Source organism: Xylanibacter oryzae DSM 17970, from assembly GCF_000585355.1.
GTDB lineage: Bacteria > Bacteroidota > Bacteroidia > Bacteroidales > Bacteroidaceae > Prevotella > Prevotella oryzae.
In genome coordinates this window covers 2,954,062-2,976,419 of record NZ_KK073873.1, presented here as the reverse complement: position 1 = coordinate 2,976,419, position 22,358 = coordinate 2,954,062, and the positions used below count along the sequence as shown (strand labels likewise).

General features: G+C 36.4%; 13 protein-coding genes. 5 read left to right on the top strand and 8 right to left on the bottom strand.

All coding sequences use genetic code 11. The features are described 5' to 3' along the window. Nucleotides 1-5: 5 nt before the first annotated feature. The gene (locus XYLOR_RS12005; RefSeq protein WP_036879922.1) at nucleotides 6-362 is read right to left on the bottom strand and encodes a P-II family nitrogen regulator; all 357 of its coding nucleotides are present in this window, start codon (nucleotides 360-362) and stop codon (nucleotides 6-8) included. 462 nt (nucleotides 363-824) lie between these two features. Here XYLOR_RS12005 and dapF point away from each other — a divergent pair, with 462 nt between their 5' ends. The 5 genes from dapF (at nucleotide 825) to XYLOR_RS11980 (ending at nucleotide 7,142) form a co-directional block, all read left to right on the top strand. Next, nucleotides 825-1,718, top strand: coding sequence for a diaminopimelate epimerase (gene dapF, locus XYLOR_RS12000; RefSeq protein ID WP_084608609.1), 894 nt, complete (start codon nucleotides 825-827; stop codon nucleotides 1,716-1,718). Nucleotides 1,719-1,729: 11 nt separating this feature from the next. Beyond that, the gene (locus XYLOR_RS11995) at nucleotides 1,730-2,959 is read left to right on the top strand and encodes an LL-diaminopimelate aminotransferase (RefSeq protein ID WP_036879920.1); all 1,230 of its coding nucleotides are present in this window, start codon (nucleotides 1,730-1,732) and stop codon (nucleotides 2,957-2,959) included. A gap of 44 nt (nucleotides 2,960-3,003) precedes the next feature. Then, on the top strand, nucleotides 3,004-3,714 hold the full coding sequence (locus XYLOR_RS11990; protein ID WP_036881082.1) for a hypothetical protein: 711 nt from the start codon (nucleotides 3,004-3,006) through the stop codon (nucleotides 3,712-3,714). Nucleotides 3,715-3,807: 93 nt separating this feature from the next. Continuing rightward, the gene (locus tag XYLOR_RS11985; RefSeq protein WP_036879916.1) at nucleotides 3,808-5,997 is read left to right on the top strand and encodes a glutamine synthetase III family protein; all 2,190 of its coding nucleotides are present in this window, start codon (nucleotides 3,808-3,810) and stop codon (nucleotides 5,995-5,997) included. Nucleotides 5,998-6,479: 482 nt separating this feature from the next. Next, on the top strand, nucleotides 6,480-7,142 hold the full coding sequence (locus tag XYLOR_RS11980; protein WP_036879913.1) for a potassium channel family protein: 663 nt from the start codon (nucleotides 6,480-6,482) through the stop codon (nucleotides 7,140-7,142). Nucleotides 7,143-7,178: 36 nt separating this feature from the next. Here XYLOR_RS11980 and XYLOR_RS11975 read toward each other — a convergent pair whose 3' ends face one another. The 7 genes from XYLOR_RS11975 to XYLOR_RS11945 all read right to left on the bottom strand — a co-directional run bounded on the left by XYLOR_RS11975 (nucleotide 7,179) and on the right by XYLOR_RS11945 (nucleotide 22,343). Further along, the gene (locus tag XYLOR_RS11975; RefSeq protein ID WP_051508997.1) at nucleotides 7,179-8,621 is read right to left on the bottom strand and encodes a right-handed parallel beta-helix repeat-containing protein; all 1,443 of its coding nucleotides are present in this window, start codon (nucleotides 8,619-8,621) and stop codon (nucleotides 7,179-7,181) included. An 87-nt stretch (nucleotides 8,622-8,708) separates the two neighbouring features. Then, nucleotides 8,709-11,672: a DUF4982 domain-containing protein gene (locus XYLOR_RS11970; RefSeq protein ID WP_036879910.1), complete on the bottom strand. Its 2,964-nt coding sequence runs from the start codon at nucleotides 11,670-11,672 to the stop codon at nucleotides 8,709-8,711. 268 nt (nucleotides 11,673-11,940) lie between these two features. Then, entirely contained in the window at nucleotides 11,941-13,908 is a 1,968-nt protein-coding gene (locus XYLOR_RS11965; protein ID WP_036879907.1) for an alpha-L-arabinofuranosidase family protein, read from the bottom strand. A gap of 115 nt (nucleotides 13,909-14,023) precedes the next feature. After that, complete coding sequence (locus XYLOR_RS11960) at nucleotides 14,024-14,512, bottom strand: GNAT family N-acetyltransferase (RefSeq protein ID WP_036879904.1); 489 nt, start codon at nucleotides 14,510-14,512, stop codon at nucleotides 14,024-14,026. A gap of 436 nt (nucleotides 14,513-14,948) precedes the next feature. Next, on the bottom strand, nucleotides 14,949-17,381 hold the full coding sequence (locus XYLOR_RS11955; protein ID WP_036879901.1) for a beta-galactosidase: 2,433 nt from the start codon (nucleotides 17,379-17,381) through the stop codon (nucleotides 14,949-14,951). 19 nt (nucleotides 17,382-17,400) lie between these two features. After that, nucleotides 17,401-18,963, bottom strand: a complete 1,563-nt coding sequence (locus tag XYLOR_RS11950) for a glycoside hydrolase (protein ID WP_036879898.1) — start codon at nucleotides 18,961-18,963, stop codon at nucleotides 17,401-17,403. Nucleotides 18,964-19,199: 236 nt separating this feature from the next. Next, on the bottom strand, nucleotides 19,200-22,343 hold the full coding sequence (locus XYLOR_RS11945) for a glycoside hydrolase family 2 TIM barrel-domain containing protein (RefSeq protein WP_036879894.1): 3,144 nt from the start codon (nucleotides 22,341-22,343) through the stop codon (nucleotides 19,200-19,202). Nucleotides 22,344-22,358: the final 15 nt, after the last annotated feature.

The window sequence follows — 22,358 nt, the reverse complement described above, 5'->3', positions numbered from 1 at the left end:
AGTTGTTATTTTTCTTGTTCTGCGTTATACAATGCGATATCTCCTCTTTCACCAGTTCTGATACGAACAGCATCCTCTATTGGTATAACGAAGATGCGCCCATCTCCAATTTCACCTGTCTGAGCAGCTTTTTGAACAGCAGAAACTACTTTTTCCACATTTTTATCACGTACAACTATATTAATCAGAGTACGTTCAATACAACTTGTATTATACATTACACCGCGGTAAATACGCGCCTGACGCATTTTGCCCTCACCTCTCACATCGTAGTAAGAGAACCATTCAATGTCAGCAGCAAGTAGCGCCTCTTTAACATCCTCAAACTTCGTCTTACGGATAATTGCTTCAATCTTTTTCATAATGTCAACTATTACTTTTTGTTGTTATTCAATGCGATATACATCTCATATTGTCATCATTTTCGCTGCAAAGGTAGCATTTTGTTTTTATTATTAGGTATTTTTGTTACAAAAAGTAATTTGTAATATAAGAATATTACAATCTGCTATTATTATACACCAAAAACTTTCAATCTGTAAATTCGAAGCATACTTTTACATACAATTTGTTACATACCTTCATATTTTTGATTATTAATGTTACCAGAACTAAGAAAAATAGCAATAAATATCACAAAGAATATTATAGCAACTTTTTTCTTTCAATTCGAAAGAAATACAGCCAAAATTCAAACAAATTGATATTAATATGTTAAATGTGTAATATTTAGTTATAAAAATAGAGTGTTTTTAAACAAAATGATGTATTTTTGCAACGAATTCAAAACAAATAGGAATTAAAATAGGGAAAAGGACGACAATATGACAACAACAACCATAAAGTTCACAAAAATGCATGGAGCTGGGAATGATTATATATATGTCAACACCTTATTATATAGTATACCCAATCCTGAATTAGCCTCCATAAAATGGAGTGCGCCCCATACAGGCATAGGTAGTGACGGACTGGTTTTAATAGGCAAACCATCAATTTCTGACGCTGATTTTTCAATGAGAATATTCAATGCTGATGGATCTGAAGCTCTTATGTGTGGAAATGCATCACGTTGTATAGGTAAATATTTATATGAAAAAGGTATAACCGATAAAAAAATAATAAGATTACAGACTCTTTCCGGAATAAAAGTACTAAATTTACATATTAAAGAAAATTTGGTAAGCAGTGTTACAGTTGACATGCTAGAGCCACAATTATCAAACAAAGACCAACTATGCACTGAGAGTGGTAGCATCACAGAAGGTTCAGTTTATGCTGACGGAAAAGAATTCAAAGGTACATTTGTATCTATGGGTAATCCTCACTTTGTAATATTTGTAGAAGACATTGACAATACAGACGTTCCCGGATACGGAAGTTTATTAGAACACAATGCACTGTTTCCACAAAGATGTAATATAGAATTTGCAGAAGTAAAACCGGACGGCACAATACGCACAAGAGTATGGGAAAGAGGAAGCGGAATAACAATGGCTTGCGGTACCGGTGCATGCGCCACTGCTGTAGCAGCTTCATTAACTCATAGAACAGGAAGAATGAGTAGTATTGTAATGGACGGCGGCACATTAGATATAGAATGGAATGAAAAAGACAACCATGTATATATGACCGGGCCTGCGGCATTCGCTTTCGAGGGAGAAATAGAATTGCCGACAGAATGCGATATAAACAATGACAAACTTAACAAACAATAAAGAGTAATATTATGGCATTAGTAAACGAACATTATCTAAAATTACCGAACAATTATTTGTTCGCAGACATAGCAAAGAAAGTTAACGCTTTCAAGGTTTCACATCCTAAAGCTAACGTTATTAGTCTTGGCATAGGAGACGTTACTCAACCTCTCTGTCCTGCCGTGATTGACGCAATGCATAAAGCAGTAGAGGAAATGAGCGTTAAAAGCAGTTTCAAAGGATACGGCCCTGAACAAGGTTATATGTTTCTACGCGAAGCTATAGTGAAAAACGATTTTTTACCAAGAGGCATTCATTTGGATGCAAACGAGATATTTGTGAACGATGGCGCTAAAAGTGACACCGGAAATATTGGAGAATTAGTAAGATGGGATAACAGTGTAGGTGTAACCGACCCAATATATCCAGTTTACATAGACTCTAACGCAATGTGCGGAAGAGCTGGAACATTGACTGATGGGAAATGGAGTAATGTAACATATATGCCTTGCCTTTCAGAAAATAGTTTCGTACCTAAGATACCGGATCACAGAGTGGACATAATCTATCTTTGCTATCCAAACAATCCAACTGGAACTGTAATATCAAAAGAGGAACTCAAAAAATGGGTAAATTACGCTATAAAGAATGATACCTTAATATTCTATGACGCAGCATACGAAGCTTATATACAAGACCCTGAAATACCTCACTCAATATATGAGATAAAAGGAGCAAGAAAAGTTGCAATCGAATTCCACAGTTATTCCAAGACAGCAGGATTTACAGGCGTAAGATGTGGATATACAGTCATTCCAAAAGAGCTAACAGCTGCTACTCTTGATGGTAGAAGAATACCCCTAAACCCTCTTTGGGACAGACGCCAATGTACAAAATTCAACGGGACAAGTTATATAAGCCAGCGAGCAGCAGAAGCAATATATACAGAAGAAGGGAAAGCACAAGTTAAAAGCACTATAGACTACTATATGACCAACGCAAAAATAATGCACCATACACTTACCAAACTGGGGCTACAGGTATACGGAGGCGAAAATGCGCCTTATCTGTGGGTTAAAACTCCAGACGGTACCGGAAGTTGGAGATTCTTCGAACAGATGCTTTACGATGCACAGGTGGTTTGCACACCAGGTGTCGGTTTCGGCCCAAGTGGCGAAGGATATATAAGACTTACGGCTTTCGGATCACGTGAAAATTGCGAAGAGGCAATGGAAAGAATCACAAAATGGCTGAAATAAACCATATAGAACACAACACAACACAACACAAAAACACAAAGATTATGAAGAATTTAGAGAAAACCGGACTTCTGGCTATCGCATTATTAGCCGGATTCACAACAGTGAAGGCTCAAGACAAAGTCGAGACAAAGATTTCTGCAGATGTAGTAAACCAGTATTACTGGCGTGGTCAGGACCTAGGAGATGTAAGTTTACAGCCAACATTAGGCTTGGGATACAAAGGTCTGTCTATTACAGCATGGGGTAATGTTGGATTGTCTGATAAGGAAGACACAAAAGAGTTTGACCTTACAGCTGCCTACACAATAGCTGGATTTAACATCGGTGTAACCGACTATTGGTTTAACACTCCTAACGATCGTTATTTTTGCTATTCTGCTCACAGTACATCACATGTATTCGAAGGTAACATCGGTTATAACTTCGGTCCGGCAGCATTACAGTGGTATACCAACTTTGCAGGAAATGATGGATATAACAAGAGCAACAAACGTGCATATTCTTCTTACCTAGAAGCATCTGCACCATTCAAACTAGGAGGTTGCGACTGGATAGCAGCTGTTGGAGCTGTACCTTATGCAACATCTTTCTACTCTAAAGCAGGAGGTTTTGCAGTAACGAATGTTTCAGTAAGAGCGACTAAAGAAATAAAAGTATCTGATACATTTTCAGTACCTATATTTGGTCAGATAGCATGCAACCCAAGCAATGAAAAAGCTTATTTTGTATTCGGCTTTACGTTACATCCATAATACATAAATAAACAAGGCTGATATTAAAAATCAGCCTTGCTATAGAAAGAAAGAAGATAAAAGAAATAATTAACAATTAAAAAATTAAATGAAATGGCTAATTTAAGATTTCAGGTTGTTGCAGAGGCTTTCAATAAAAAGCCTGTTGAAGTAGAGGTTCCTAAAGAGAGACCTGCCGATTTTTTTGGCAAGAATGTTTTCAATCGTGAGAAAATGTACAAATACCTGCCAGCAGATGTTTACGCTAAACTAGTTGACGTTATTGACAACGGTGCCCGCCTAGACCGTAGCATTGCTGATGCTGTAGCAACTGGCATGAAGGAATGGGCTATGGAGAAAGGTGTAACACACTATACTCACTGGTTCCAGCCTCTTACCGAAGGTACAGCAGAGAAGCATGACGCTTTCGTAGAGCATGATGGAAAGGGAGGCATGGTAGAAAAATTCTCAGGAAAACTTCTTGTACAGCAAGAACCTGATGCCAGTTCATTCCCAAGCGGAGGTATCCGTAATACTTTTGAAGCTCGTGGATATTCTGCATGGGATCCAACATCTCCTGTATTTATCATGGATGATACACTCTGCATACCTACAGTCTTCATTTCATATACAGGCGAAGCTCTTGACTACAAAGCACCTCTATTACGCGCCCTACGTGCTGTAGATGTTGCAGCAACTAATGTATGCCATTACTTCGATACTAACGTAAAGAAGGTACAGAGCAACCTTGGTTGGGAACAGGAATACTTTTTGGTAGACGAAGGACTATATGGAGCTCGTCCTGATCTTGTTCTTACCGGCCGTACATTGATGGGGCATGATTCTGCAAAGAACCAGCAGATGGATGATCACTATTTCGGAACAATACCTGATCGTGTTCAAGCTTTTATGAAAGACCTTGAAATACAAGCTCTGGAACTTTCTATACCTTGCAAGACACGTCACAACGAGGTAGCACCTAACCAGTTTGAGTTGGCTCCTATCTTCGAAGAGACAAACCTTGCTGTAGACCACAATATGCTGCTAATGTCACTGATGAAGAAAATTGCTCGCAAACACGGATTCCGTGTACTGTTGCATGAGAAACCATTTGCAGGCATTAACGGTTCTGGCAAGCACAACAACTGGAGTCTATCTACAGACACTGGCGCATTGCTACACGGACCAGGTAAAACACCTATGGACCACCTGCGTTTCGTAACATTCATTGTTGAGACATTGATGGGTGTATACAAGCACAACGGACTGCTCAAAGCTTCTATCATGAGCGCTACAAACGCTCACCGTCTTGGAGCTAATGAAGCACCTCCTGCAATTATTTCTTCATTCCTTGGTACACAGTTGTCAGAATTGCTCGACCACATCGAGAAGTCAGACAAAGACGAACTGTTCACAATGGCAGGCAAACAAGGCATGAAACTTGATATCCCTGAGATACCAGAACTCATCATAGACAATACAGACCGTAATCGTACATCACCATTCGCATTCACGGGCAACCGTTTTGAGTTCCGCGCTGTAGGTTCTGAGGCCAACTGTGCATCAGCAATGATAGCCCTCAACTCTGCTGTAGCTGAAGCTCTAGGAAGCTTCAAAGCTCGTGTAGATGCTCTTATAGCTAAAGGCGAAGATAAGACAAGCGCTCTTATTGATATATTACGTGATGATATTAAGACTTGTAAACCAATACGTTTCGATGGCAACGGATATTCAGACGAATGGGTTGTAGAAGCAAAGAAACGTGGTCTTGACTGCGAAACAAGTTGCCCTGTAATCTTTGAACGTTACCTAGATATTGACAGCGTAAAGATGTTCGAAAGTTTAGGTGTTATGACTAAGAAGGAACTTGAAGCTCGCAACGAAGTTAAATGGGAGACTTACACTAAGAAGATTCAGATAGAGGCACGCGTAATGGGTGATCTTTCTATGAATCATATCATACCTGTAGCTACACATTATCAGAGTCAGTTGGCTAAAAATGTTGCTTGTCTGCGCGAGATCTTCACTGGAGATAAAGTTGACAAGATAGCAGGACGTAACATCAAGATCATTGAAGAAATATCAGAACGCAATGAATCTATAGAAAAAGGTGTTGAAGACTTGGTAAATGCCCGTAAGGTAGCTAACAAGATCGAAGATGAGCACAAGAAAGCTATTGCTTATCACGACACAGTTGCTCCTAAGATGGAAGAGATACGTTATAATATAGACAAACTTGAACTTATCGTTGCTGATGAGCTCTGGACATTGCCTAAATACAGAGAATTACTCTTTATTAGATAAAACAATCTATTTCTTTTATTGGTTGTTTAAGTTTGCGACGGAGGGTGGCTGTGAAGCCGTTCTCCGTTCTTTATTTTAAAAACATTTCTGTATTATTCTTGATGTAACTGCTGTTAGTTATTCTTTAATTTAATTGAAAAATAGACTTGTAGCCTATCCTTTTGTTTTCGATTAAACAAAAATCAAAGTCCGTTAATTTTTTTATAAAATTAATTATGAAATTAGTGTAAGAAAGTCTTTGTTGATGTTTTTTTGTATATTTGCCTTCTGCAAAACAGAATATATACCATGAAAAAAATCATCTTAATTTTATTAAAAGTCTTTATTTGTTTATTTACCAATGTACAATGTAAAAAATGCACATCCAGCAGTTTCCATGGTTCCTCTCAATGAAAAACAAGTTATGATAGAAGATGATTGCAAATGGATAAAAATAAAATATCCAAATGGCATTAATGATAACAGAATAAAGATTACAAACAATGAATAAAGAAAAAAATATTAAGTTCTTCGATTTATTAATAATAGTACTGTCTGTTTACGTATTATTGGCATTATTAATATCCTCAATATTCCATATTCCAAAAGAAATATACAAACTACTAGAGATAACAGACAATGGAATCTGTTTATTTTTTCTAATTGATTTTATTCGCAATTTTTATAATGCTGAAAACAAATATGAATACATGAAATGGGGATGGATTGATTTAATATCAAGTGTCCCAATGTTACCTTCGTTCAGAGTAGGAAGATTATTCAGACTAATAAGACTGATAAGGATATTGCGGGCTTTTCGCTCTACAAAAATCCTAATAAGATACATATTCAAAAGCAAAATAAAAGGAACTATGATATCTGTCTTCATAATAACACTATTGATTATCCTTGCCTCTTCTGTCTCTATATTAATTGTCGAGAAGGGACCTTCCTGTAATATAAGAACTGCTGGCGATGCTATTTGGTGGACAATGGAAACAATAACTACAGTTGGTTATGGAGATAAGTATCCTGTTACACCAGAAGGCAGGCTTATAGGTGTAATGCTTATGGTTAGTGGAGTAGGATTATTTGGTACATATACAGCATATATAGCCTCTCTGTTCGTGAACTGCAGCAAAGACACAAATGATAGTGTAAAATAATAGCTACAAATTAATTTGCCTATATATTATAAGATCCTATTTAATTATTTTTTTTCCATTATATATAAATAGGCCTTTAACAGGATTTTTCACATTCATCCCCATAATATTATAATATTTATTATCGTAAGCAGAATGATGAGAGGACTTTTCTGATTCAATACTATTTATGCCTGTTACATCTCCATACTTAAACTGATAACCTATCTTTAAAGAATAAAATTGACTCGTCGGCTTTAGTTTCATGAAGTTAATATCAGGAAGACTGCCATCGGCTTTTCTATCAGAAGCGAGTTGGGCAAAGTCTGTACTTTCAAAATCCGATTCAGAAACAGTATATGATGATGGCAAAAACGTATTATTGGTCAAAGTGCATTTTGCAATGTCAATATATAGATAATCACCTTTCACGCCATTAAACGAAAGATTATTAACCAGTACATGTCCATATCCATCAACGTCAGTGGCATTATCCCATGACTGTTGATTCACCATGTCATAATTATACTTGTTAAGATAAGAACTATTGTTATACCAATTATCACCTCCCAAATGATGATTAGCATAGAATCCGTTGGCCTTGTTATGGAAAGCTATACAATTCTGAATAGTATTCCTCGGGGCATCAACAGGAGATACCTGAACCATAGATCCATATCCTCCGGCTTTGAATCCATTTCCATCTCCAGGAGTAATCGTTGAATAGTCTTCATAACCATTATAGAAAGACCAACAATTATCAAAAGTAACCGGTGCATAATTATTTATGAGATCAAAACCATCATCACTATTACACCATGCACGGCATCCCCTAAATATATTACCGGTAGACTGCGCTGTGACATGACATCCAAACCCATCTACATTTCCACCCTTTCCCCCTTCAGATACTGTATCATAATTGTTATATGCATCACAGTTTAGTATAAGATTGTCATTACCTTTTGTAATATACACACCAATAGCCATACCATTATGCATTGCAATATTTTCTATAACATTGTTACTTCCATTACGACAACTAAAGCATTCTGATTGAGTATGAGTGGTAATAGTTACCTGAGTGCCTACTATATCAAAGTTTTTGAAATGCAAATAACTACCATAAAGATAAAATACACTAATTCGTTTATCCGCCGGTTTTACATTTGATATATCAAAGACCGGACGTTCTCCGGGATATCCGAAATAACAAATGGGGCGATCTGATGTTCCACTCTTTTTGAGGTCAAAGACACAGGCATAAAGGTCACTCACTTCAGAACCCATTATCTGATCTTCTGTAATAGTATACATTCCACCTCTAAAGTAGATTGTATCACCGGCATTTATAATATTCTGGGCTGCTTTTAGTGTTGCTAAAGGGGCATCGATAGAGCCTGTATTATTGTCACTACCAGTAGTGGATACGTAATAAGTCTTAGCGCTGGATGGTAATTGCATTACCAATGCGAATATTAAAAAGTATAGATTCTTCATTAAATTATTTATTATAGATAATCTGATTCACTGCAAAGATAGTTGTATATATAAAATTAAGCAACTAATATCATAATAACATGAATTTTATTTTGTGTCTTCATTAAATTCCACTTCTATAATCTGCAGTTTATTGCTATTAGACGACTTCAACTGTTTATTAGACTTATCAGCCAGCTCTACCATGTCAGCAAAGGCGTCCTTAACAGATGCAGGACCAACCATCTTAATTGTAAATGTATCATTAAATGTCAGTTTAAGAGGTATGTGACAATATCCCAAGCCTTTGTGTGTGAAGCCCTTAAACACAAGTTTACGACTGGAATAGACCTCTATCGGATAGCTTGAATCGCGGAATCCCAATACTTTTATCACCATCTCATTTATCTTTGCTTTCCTTGCAAGATGGTATCTAATATATGCATTTTTAAGCATTCCATCACTTGACCAATGTGTGGACTCATTATCATCATATGAGGCTTTGACATTTGCTGTATCAGATGCCGCCTCAGCATATTTTATGGCGATAGTATTCTTCTTTTGTGTATAAGATGATGTTGAAGGCGTTTCACCACGATTAAGTATGCATGGCATCATGCTACCCCAATCTGCTTCTATCGCCTTGCCTGACGCATCTGCATAGAAACCGTTATTTACAAGTACCGGCTCAGACTTTATAGATAAGGATGTTTCAGGAAATCCCTGAGCTGCCGCTTTAATTGTTATTTTACCAGCATTTACACAACTCCTTATCATTACACGATTTACGCCACATTCAACAGGTAATGTCTTATCCGATATATAGTTATGGTTATTGCCCAAAGCGATACCTCCCAACCATTCTACAGGACCATCAACAGTAAAATGTATCATATCGTTTGCCAAAGAACATCTATTCCCGTCTTTGTCTACTATCTCAATCTCTGCAATACGAACATCTGCTCCGTCTGCTCTGAATATATTAGGCGCATTTACCCAACGCAAACGAAGAGTAGCAGCTTTACCTGCTGTCTTTATTTCATATCTGCTTTCCTCTGCGCCTTTATCATTTCTACCCAACGCAATTAGTCTGCCAGGTTGCCATTTTACATTTTTAAAAGTGAAAAGGAATGTATTGCTACGTGTTCCCATACCCAATGACTTACCATTGAGGAATAGTTCAACATTCTTGCTTGTAGAAACTACATATACAGGTTTCGTTACTGTATCTGTATAATTCCAATGCCCTATAATATAGGTATGGTTTCTCTCTGTATCAACCCATCCGTCCCACATAGTCTGATGTACATACCATGAATCTTTTGGTATTCGCATTGCATCAACATCACCACTTGTACGATAGTTTACCTCTCCACGAAAATGTGTATTTGTGTCTGAGAATATTATTTTCGCACCTCCAGAGTTTACTCTTGTTCCTGTTCCTGGGCGTTCCATCCAATATTCATTCCATCTAGCTACATTCTCAACAGCCAGTTCATCTTGGTTGTGATTATAACTGGGAGCAGGTTCACCTCTATAAAGAGGGCCTTTGCCTTCGGAGTGATATGGATAACTGTACGAATCCCAATATTTACGCAGACCCTCATCACGGCAATATTCCATCTGCCACATAGGTTTATAGGCACTCTTATTGACATATAGCATCTCACCTCCATATTCTGCCACACGACTATCAAGCATATTTCTTGAACCTATAGCCCGTCCTCCTTCAGGATCATATTTATCACGTATAGTCTTCATTTCAGTCATATGACTGTCGCTTATCTGATTATTACCACATTCATAGAATATGATACTTGGATTGTTTCGGTTGTATATAATGGCATCGCGCATCACTTCCTTGCGCTGTTCCCACTGACGGCCTTTGGCATCTTTCTCAGCATCACCTGCAGGCATAGACTGCATCATTCCTACTCGATCGAATGATTCAATATCTTGTTTCCATGGCGTGATGTGCATCCATCTGAATAAGTTGGCGTTACAGTTAAGAGCCAGACTATTAGAATAATCACTCATCCACACAGGAACTGAGAGCCCAATAGCAGGCCATTCGTTGCTGGAACGCTGAGCAAAACCTTTAAACTGTATAGCTCGGTCATTGATTTTGACTATGGCATCAGCAAAATCCGTTTTGCGGAAGCCAGTACGTGTACTTACCTCATCTATGTATTTACCGTCTGCTACTAAACGGGTCTTTATATTATATAAGTAGCCATACCCCCAACTCCAAAAATGCAAGTTGCTTACATTTTCTGAAGCTTTACATGTAGCTACTGCACCGACGGGAACTTCTATATTGCAACCATTAAATTTTGCTATAGTTTTGCCATCCAGGTCAATCACCTCTACTTCCAGACCAATGTTTTGTTTAATATTGCTCTCATTTTTTACTTCCGATTCAACATTTATGGTTGCTTTATGTTCTTTTATACTAAAATTATTGGCATATATATATGTACCTGTAGTTTTAAGGTTATCATAAAGTGGCAAAGTCTGATATACATCTCCCATGACATGTAGCCAAACATTTTTACTCAAGCCACCATAATTAGCATTGAAGTTATTGTCATTCCATTCAAATACACTTTTTGTGGCTTGCTCGCGATAGTGCCAACTATTATCCACCCTAACAGATATCACATTATCACCATTCAAATTAATATATGGTGTAAGGTCAAATCCAAAAGCAGTGACACCATTTTCGTTTATCCCTACATGATAACCGTTGAGATATACATCAGCAGCCTGTCTTGCCCCTTCAAACTCAATAAAGACATGTTTGGCATTCATATATCTGCCGATAGTAAAATGCTTACGATACCACATAACCGTATCTGACTGCTGGGATATAGCTACAGAGAAGGCCTCCTTTCCATTGAATGCGTAAGGAAGAGTAACTTTCTGCCATGATGTGTCATCAAAGGTTATATTTTCAGCTCCACTTTGGTCTCCAACTTTTAGAAGCCAAGAAGAATTAAAATTTAGTCTTTGACCAGCAAAAGCACAAACAAAAAATAACAGATAAAGTAAAGACAAATATATCTTTTTCATTTTATAGAATTTAAAATTATGCTGCAAATATATGATATTTCAGTCTCCAAAATATATTAATATCGTACAACTTTAAGGAATATCGTACGAAATATCATTTAAAACAATACAGCAAGACTAGTAATGCATAAAAATAGCATAATTACATTGCTTTGAAATTAAATTAAGGGCGATTTTGCATCACTGCAAAACCGCCCCTATATCAACATTTAACTAACACTAACTTTTACTTAAATTTATTTTTATCTTTTATAAAACAACTTCGTTATTATTTTATGAATTTGTAAACACAGAAGGTTCTTGCTCCTATATTCACATTCAGTATATTACCTTCTGTTTTCACATCAGATACTTGAGGTATAACAATATTTTTTTTATCTACTGTATTTACAGCTTCATTACTCTCGGCATGAAGCGTAGTTACTTTTCCTGAATGAAAAGCTTTCAAACCATTAAATACAATATTTAGTTCTTTGGCATCATCTGTTGTATTGGTAACTTTTACAATATATGCATCTTCGTTTTTATCATAAACTGCCGAAGCATAAATGCCATCACCGCCTTCTACAGCTTTGCCATTCTCTGTAAGTGAAAGTACATTTGTGCCTTTATTCATTCCATACAATTGCTGCACATAATAATTTACTGTACGTACGCTACTCAGATTGTCAAACCATATAAGATCCGGACGCCACTGCCAACCATCTACATGTGCAAATAGAGGTGCATAAGTAGCCATATGTACAACATCTGCATTACGTTCTAAGCCAGTCATAAATGCGGCTTCGCTCAAAGCAGACTCAAAATCATTCTTTCCTTCCTGATATTGGTTATTGAATTTGTCTACATGACATGCATATTCACCGGCAAACACTTTTGGTCCTTTGCGATCATATTTGTCATAACGGCCTGCACTCTTAAGGAACCACTCAGGACTACGGTAATAATGCTCGTCAACCAAATCAGCCCCTAATCGTTTCATCTCTTTCCATCCATAATCAAAATCTTTGCCATCAGGATTAGGACCTGCAGTACCTACAATCTTCATCTGCGGATATTTTGCACGTATAATCTTTACAAATGGCTCCAGACGCTCAGGATATAAAGGTCCCCATTGCTCATTGCCAATAGCTATCTGCTTAAGGTTGAACGATTCCGGATGTCCCATATCAGAACGTAGTTTACCCCATTTGGTATTTATTGAACCGTTGGCAAATTCAATAAGGTCTAAAGCATCTTGTATATATGGTTCTAAATCTTTTACTGCTACATGAGCATTTGCATCCTTATCTTTGTTCTGAAACTGACAAGCAAGTCCACAGCTTAATACAGGAAGAGCCTGCGCACCAATTTTCTCAGACAAGAGGAAAAATTCATAAAAACCCAATCCATAAGTCTGATAATAGTTAGGATACATACGATTAGGAAATGTATAATTCCATCTGTTCTCGTTAAGAGGACGGTTTTCAGGGCATCCAACAGTATTTTTCCATTGGTAGCGGGTGGCAAGGTCTGTACCTTCTACAATACATCCACCCGGGAAACGGAACACTTTAGGATGTAAATCTTCTAGATCCTTTACTAGATCAGCACGCAGTCCATGCCAATTATCAGCAGGGAAGAGTGATATATGATCAAGATCTACTCCATCATCAGACATAAGGAAAATACGCATTAGTGCCTTTGCATCAGTAACCTTAGATATTAGTGAAGCTGTAAACTTCTGCCACTGATTATTATTTATTATAATAGTATCTCTAGCTATAGGATTGTCTTTTGAGTCGACAAGTTCTACACGAATCTTTGCGACTTTTCCTTGCAATGAACTAAGACGGGCATATACCGAAAAGTCATATTTCATTCCTTTCTTTACGCCCATTCCGAAAAAGCCATTATTCTCTATTCCTGTAAACTTCTGATCATGACCAGAATTAAGTAATGTTACATAATGTGGGTTACGTTCAAATGCAGGTTTTATATCTGATACTGATACGTTGCCGAATGTATTCCATCCCATAAGATGACTAGGAAACTCAAACGAGCGGTTTTCTACCATCTCTGCATACAAACCGCCATCTGCTCCAAAATTAATATCTTCAAAGAAGATTCCATACATCGTGGGTTGAACGACAGCGCCTAACTTGTTAGCTTGAATATCAAAATGATGTGTCTGTGAAAATGCCACCGAAGTTACAGCACTGACAAAAAAGATAGACAGTAATCTTAGTTTTTTCATATTAGGTATAGGTATAAATAAATTTATTAATAGATTATTGATTGCAAATATATAAAGAATAATTGTCAAACGTACAATTATTCTTTTATTTTTCAATATTTTTAGAACCTTTATATTATATCACTCTCTTTTTTAGCTTGATCAATGCCGAAATTTTGTTTTTCTTATTTGTGCGCCTTTCTATTTCAAAAGGAATATAACCTAATTTGTGGTATAATAAAAGACCGGCTGTATTAGCATTAAAACATGATAGGTGGGTCTCTTGTATATCATATTTTTGCTTTCCTATATTTTCCATAATTGTTATTAGAAATGTACCAATACCACAACTACGGAAATGATAACTTACAATAACATTTCCAATAGCACAATATTCTGTTTTCTTTACTTCATAGAAATTTGCGAAGCCTATTATTTTATTATCATATAGGACTACTGTTGAATCAAAACGATCTTTTATAATATCTTCTAACTGTTCTTTGGTTAGTGGATAGTCAGCCTTTGGACACATGAAGAACAACTCTTGTGCATTTTGAGGAAGTTTACAAATAGCTTCAAAATCACTTGGAATGAGATTTCTATAAACAATTTTTTCTTTTTTCATTCTTATATTTATCTTCTATACTCATTGTTTTTCTTTGCAAGATTAATGTCAATTCAACTAATTATAATATCTTGATTATTTGTTAATTAGCAAAAGATATTATAATTCATAGCTGTAAAACATTAAACTATAAATAATAAATTCAACAATATTTACTAATGACAAAATTACAGAAATATTTTGTATTGCAGATTATTTCTGCAATTTTTTTAACCAGATTATAGAAAAATATAACCGATGTTCTACATCAAGACGGAAACATCATCGGGATAACAGAATATCAATGGTATAAATTATGGCGGTTATCATACTCTTCCACAATTCAAGATAAATATAGAATGAGCATTAATGTCTTTTTCGACAAATATGCTTTTGACCTTAAATATACTATATATATTTTATGGTCACATTTAAGATCAAAAGCATAGATATGAATTTACAGATCGTTTGTTATATATATATTATAATTTTTTATACTACCTGGTGCTCCCTGCTCAGCCCTTGGAAGGTATTCGATACCAGATACTGAGTTAGAAGACCCCATATCAACAACTAGCACATGAGGAAATGAAACTCCACTTTGCGTAGCCCAATAAGTACTCTCTTGCAAATCAAAAACTTTATCGGCTGTTTTATTCCCATTAGATACATCCTCACTATCTGCATACTTTATTGTCCATGACTCACGACTCAACCTTTTACCATTGGCATCCAGAGCGTACAACTCAGCGATACTGGCCTTTTCTTTACCTTCTTGGCTATTTAATCCTTCTATAACGAGATAACGACCAGTAGATAGTGTGTTGAATTTTACTTTCTGCCAACCATTGCCGGCTTCAAAACTACCACTCGCTACCAAATATTCTTTTTTCAATTCAGGTTTTTTTATATTTGATGAGCGTTCCAAATTCAGTTTATCTAATTCCGGCTTATTTTGCCCATAACATACAGGACTTCCTTTAGGACCTATTACGTCTAGTACGATAACCTCATTGCGCCCCTTTTTTAACCAACATCCAGGCAAATATAATGTCTGCTGTGGACCTATGTTCCAAAAACGTCCTAAAGAATGACCATTAACATATACTAATCCCTTACCGAAAGCCTCCATATTCAAGAACGTATCTCCTACTTTTTTGAGATTAAAATACCCTCTGTAATAACCTGGTTTATTAATATTGTCCAACCATTTTTCTGTCTTCAAGCTTTCAATCCCATTAAACATAGAAACAGAAATACTTTTATCTATTACCAAATCTATTTGTTTATTGCTCATCTCAAAAGCCTTTAATGCCTGAGTATAATCATCCTTAATGCGTATATTAATCCAATTTTTTGGCTTGTAGGTAGTTTGTACATTCCCATTATCGGTTGTAATAGTTACATCCTTTGTTATACCCTTATAATCTTTTATTGCTCTTCCAAAATTGATACGACCCATACCTTCAACAAATACCTGAATCATTGAATTTTTAGCTATTGGTGGCAACTCTATTGATTTTTCATTCTTTACTCGATCTATTGTTCCAATGTATTTACCATTAATAAATATTCTGGAATAATCATGGCATTCATTTAAAGTTAGAATGCTATTAGACTTAGTCTCTGGTAGATCAGCAATATATACCATAGATCCCCACCCCATATTCATATCCTCAAAGGTAAGCATCTTGTCTGAATTGTTTGTAATAGCAATGCTATCCATGCCATTCAATAAATTAGAGTGCTCTGACAAACTAAATTTAGGTATATTTATTATACTAATAGGAGATTTAGGAACAGCAGGCAATTTCTTACCATCATTATATTTCTCCATTGTTTTACGTAATTCCCAAAATTTTGGAGTTGGCATACCATATTCATTTATTGGAGCATCATAGTCGTAGGATGTTACATCAGGAGCAAATCCAGGACTATTAGCACCTGCCCAATGCCCAAAGCTGGTTCCACCATGAGTCATATATAGAGAAAAGGATATACCTTTAGACAACATCTCGTCAATTCCGGCAACCATCTCGGAAGAGGGGCGTGTCTCATGACGTGCGCCCCACTTATCAAACCATCCACTCCAAAACTCAGAACACATTTTTGGAGCATTTGGACGTAGTTTGCCAAGCAGTTTAAACTGTTCGTCTATATTAGCACCTGTACCAAAATTCATTGTCCAGACCAAATCATCAAGTCCATTCTTTGTAAAGTTGCTGGACCAATCACATTGAAACAGAGTTACTTTATCAAATCCCGATTTTTTTACAATATCTCGTATAGCAGACACATAAGGTTTATTCTCACCATACGAGCCATATTCATTCTCAACTTGAACCATAATAATCGGTCCGCCGTTCTGAATCGTTAATGGAGCTAATTGTTTACCTACTTCTTTTTCGAATATTTCTACACGCTTCATAAAGTAAGGATCCTGTTCGCGTAAAGCAATATCTTTCTTTTTAAGCAACCACCATGGCAGTCCACCCATCTCCCATTCAGCACAGACATATGGTCCGGGACGCACTATTACGTACATTCCGTTTTTCTTTACAAGTCTGCAAAATTCTGCCAAATCATTGTTACCGGTAAAATCAAAATGATTTTCCTGCGGCTCGTGTATATTCCAAAAGACATATATGCAAATCGTATTCATTCCCAATGCCTTACACATTTTTATCCGATGTTCCCAATAAGCGCGAGGTATTCTTGGATAATGCACCTCAGCGGCTTTTACCACAAATGGATGTCCATCAAGAAGAAATGTATTTTCACCTACCGCAAAGGTTGAAACCTTAACATTGTTTGACGCATTAACATGCATGAAAGGTGATAATAACAGAAAACTTAATAAGCAGATTTTGATCGTCTTTTTTATTTCCATATTATATTTTAGTTTATTTTTATTCAGAGACAAATGTTGTTATTGAACGCGGAATAAGATTACAATTAGATGCATCATATGTATCAACAGGAGTAAGATTCTCAGATGTTACGTCAGAAGTTCTGTACATTTTCCATTTTATACTTTCAGAATTATCCATACTTAATGCAAACGGTTTTGATTGTTCCGAATAGTTGATTGCAACAACTACCCATTTACCATCTGTATTCAAATATGCAGAACACATTATGCCTTTAACATCATTATATCCTTCAGGTATTTCTTTTCCAACAGAATCTATGGCCATAATATCATGACGAATAGCTCCTGGGCGTATAAACCTACTATAGTTACCTAAAGCCCACATCAATTTAGAGTCGACTACACTTCCGCTTTTCATGCCATCACTGCTATAAGCTCTTATTAATCCGTCTTTGTAATCTTCTCCTACAGCCCTCCACCATGACCAACTCTGTGCATCAGCAAAAACGAGATCATGATGTATTATTCTTGCTACATATAGTGCTGTCTTCATAGAAAAATCAAATCCGCCACCACCGCCAATTTCCTGATCGTTATTCATTATGCATATCTCCGTCTGCCAATATCCTAGGCCTTTATTTCTCAAAGAATCTCTCAATGCTGAACGAATATCCTTCATATACTGTAAAGGTGTATTAGTCCAATAACTATGCCCAGCCATAATATTGGGAATATTGGGTGTAGCTCCAATATATGTCTTAGTACTATCTTTAGAAAATAATGTATTTATTGTATTACCACGTTGCCAATCGGTATCATGGATACCGATTAAACATCGTAAATCTGAACTTTCATTTACTATTATTTGGGTCTTAATATTGTGCTTTACAAATTGTTTGCTGATTTCTTTAACAAGCCTTACAATCTCTCTATTAGTTGCCGGTGAACCTTCTTGCTTTGGCCCTAACCAGTTCCAGCTGCCATCAGGTTCATTCACCGGACTTAGATAATCAAAATGTATTCCATCATGTTGTTCTATGCCTTTTAATGACTTTGCAACAAAACGTGCTACATCACCATAACATTTATCTTTAATATTTGCTGTAGCTCCACGCCCTGTATTTGTAGCCAGTCCATTCTTTGTATAGTAAACCGGTACTGAATTCATAAAAGCTAAAAAATGGCATACTCCTCTATCTTTAGCCAATTTCAGGAAATGTCTTTGACCTTCTTGTTTGCTCCAGTCATAAGATTTATCAGATTGTAAGAAACAATCTGTACGTGTATTTGAATTTATTTGAGATTTATCACCTTGTTCCAAAGAACCTGCTCCAAGATTAAATCGCCATATTGACAATCCGATTCCTTTAGGTTTACCTGTTGAATCGTAATCCATACTAAATAGCCAATCAGCTATTTTATTCTGTTGATCTTGAGGCCATAAACCAATAAAACGCATACTCCAAGCATCGCTGGCTCCAAAATGTTGTATTGTCTGTTCTGATTTTGTTGTTTCTATTATATATATTTTGATTTTATTATCTGCCTTAGTATATAATGTAGACAAAAGAGTAATCAATATTATCAGATATTTTTTCATTTTACGACTATTTTTTTACCTTTTGTTATATATACTCCTTTTTCTAACCCATCTAATGTAGAAGCATTTTTACGTACAAGTTTTAAGAAATCGTTTGTAAGCGATCCTTCCAATTATCTTAAAATGACAAAGGGTATAAAATAACAACAATTACATGTATCTAAAATTAAAAAGTCCGTCGCGCACAAACATTTTTAGTCTGATTGCGGCGGACATATATGTTCTTTCGACTAGTTTTAATTTAGAGAATTACATATTGGTGATATAATGAATTTGAATTCCTTATCACCATAGTGTACACGATACTTTGGAAGAGCAATAGCATTCTGACTCCAACTGTCTATACCACCAACTCCAGCCTGAACCATATCAATATACAGATTTACATAAGGAGACACGGGGACCTCTGGGCAATGACGCTGATGTTTTTCATCTCCTTCATCAAGATCCTTAATAGCATAATTTAAAGCAGATGCTGAAAATGGAGCTACAGATGTTATCTCAAATCCATTGTCTGATGAAGATGTCTGTTTCCACCAACGGATATCACTCTTAGTGCCTGTCTCTTGTGGGCGTATATATGAGAAGAACTGCTGATCTGCAGTTTGAGTATATATACCTATGTTCTGAGCTGACTTACGGTCTGCGTAATTTTCTACAGGTCCACGACCATAGAAGGTACTCTTATCCATCTGTTTAGGCAACTGCATCACCATTCCAAAACGGAACATGTCCGAAACTTTTTTAGTGCTGTCTGTTGTCATCTTCTCAGTTACATTGATAGTACCATCAGCATTAATCAAATAAGATAATGTAAGTTTAGCACTTACCTCTGGCATATCATATACTGCTGTTACTAAAGGTTGTTTGCCCTTTTTAGATATTATGGAAACTAGATTTATCTGTGGATTACGCCATACTTTATATTGATGTTGCAATCCTGCGCCCATATCATTATCTGTTACAGCACGCCAGAAATTAGGTATCAAAGAACCTTCTTCACCTAACATAGGCTGTCCATTTACATCGTAACGTTTAAGATATCCGTCTTTCTTACTAAATTCTATATTAAGCTGATTGCCGTTTAGGGCTATCTTATCGTTATCATCAGTCAACTTCATCTTTCCATTAGTCTGCTTTCCTGACATTATATTAGCATTTGCAACATAAGGTCTCAATACAATCTGCTGATGGGCCACAACCTGTCCTGCATCCATAAGAGGTTCAGGATTTTTCAACTTATAATCTATATTAAGAAGAAGTTCTGATTGTCCTTGAACGCTTTCCATATTATATGGCAATGTATATTCACGACTTTCATGGGGTGCTATATCAAGGTTTTCTATTTCGCCATTCTGAACAGCTTTCCCATCAGACATAAGTGTCCAAACCAACTTATAGGCAGACAAGTCTTTAAAGAAATTCTCATTATAAACTTTCAATATACCCTTATTGAGGTCAATCGGTGTTGTCCATATGTTCTGATAAAAATACCCTACTTCATATAGCTCCGGATTAGGTATACGATCTGGATTAACAAGTCCGTTACAGTTAAAGTTATTATCACTCGGATCATAATTATTATAGTCACCACCATATTTGTAGATACTCTTACCCTGAGCATCCTTTGCGTGCAATCCCTGATCTACAAAATCCCAGATAAATCCACCTTGATATTTTGGATATTTACGTACCAGATCCCAATATTCTTTGAATCCTCCACATGAGTTTGCCATAGCATGAGAATACTCGCATTGTATCAAAGGCTTCTGATCTATCGGATCATTGCTCTGCGCGTATTTTTCACATCCTTCCTGACTAAGATACATAGGACAGTAAATATCTGTATTTCCAAGTTTCCATGCCTGCTCAAACTGTACAGGTCTACTTAAATCTTGTGATTTAATCCATTTAAATGCTGCTGTGAAATTATCACCATTAACAGTTTCATTTCCTAGAGACCAGATTATAACACTAGGATGATTGAAATTCATGCATACATTATGCTGGTTACGCTCCAACACCTGTTTTGCAAACAATGGAGTAGTCATCTCACGTGCTTCCTTACTATATCCGAAACCATGAGATTCTTGATTAGCCTCAGCACAAAGATAAATACCATATTCGTCACATAAGTCATACCACCTTGGATCATTTGGATAATGACTTGTACGTACTGCATTGATATTAAACTTTTTCATTAACTTTATATCCTGTATCATACGTTCACGTGATACTACATATCCACCATCAGGATCCATTTCATGACGGTCAGCACCTTTTATGTATATAGGCTTACCATTAACCAACAGCTGAGAACCTTTTATCTCAACCTTACGGAAACCGACCTTTTGAGGTATAGACTCTACTACTTTATCACCTTCTTTGATATTAGTTATTAGTGTATAAAGATAAGGGGTTTCAGCGGTCCATTTTTTGGGATTGGCTACAGGTATCTGAGTATTAAGTGCAGAAGCTCCACTTTTGCTCATAAAGTATTTCTTTGCTACAGTATTGCCTTGAGCATCTTTCAGTTCTAAAGAGACATTTGCTTTACCTGCAACAGAAGCACTTACATTAAGCATACCATTCTGATAATTAGCATCAAGATCTGGAGTTATACGTATATTATTAAGATGTACTGTTTTATTTCTACTATATAGATAACATTCGCGTGCTACACCTGCAAGACGCCAAAAGTCCTGATCTTCATCATAAGAGCCGTCACACCAACGGAAAACCTGAAATGCTATAATGTTCTTTCCTGGTTTCAAATAAGGTGTGATATCAAATTCGGCAGCTACCTTGCTGTCTTCAGTATAGCCTACATATTTTCCATTTACCCAAAGGTACATACTAGATGTTACCGAACCGAAATGTGCTATTACCTGACGGCCATTCCAATTAGCCGGCAATTCTATAACACGTCTATAACTACCTACCTGATTGTCTTTTACAGGCACATCTGGTGGATTACTTTTAAAGTGTCCACGCCATGCAAAACCTACATTCACATATTCTGGGTCGCCATAACCATTAAGGCTCCAGATACCAGGAATAGGCATAGTTCCCCAATCAGCATCGTTATAATCAGTTTTATAGAAATCTGTAGGACGCTGATCTGCGGCAGCAACCCATTTGAACTTCCAACTGCCATCTAGCCCAAAATAGTTTCCAGATGATTTGTAATTCCCTTTAATAGCATCATTTTCAGATTCATAAGCGAAGAAATTTGAATGCAAAGGAAAGCGATTCACCTCATTTACCTGCAAGTCATGCCATTCAGTAAACGTAGGATTTGCAGCAACATTTGTCGCAAATGCAGAATACGCGAAAGACTGCAATCCGATAACGGCTGAAATTAATAATAACTTTTTCATGTAATAATATAGATA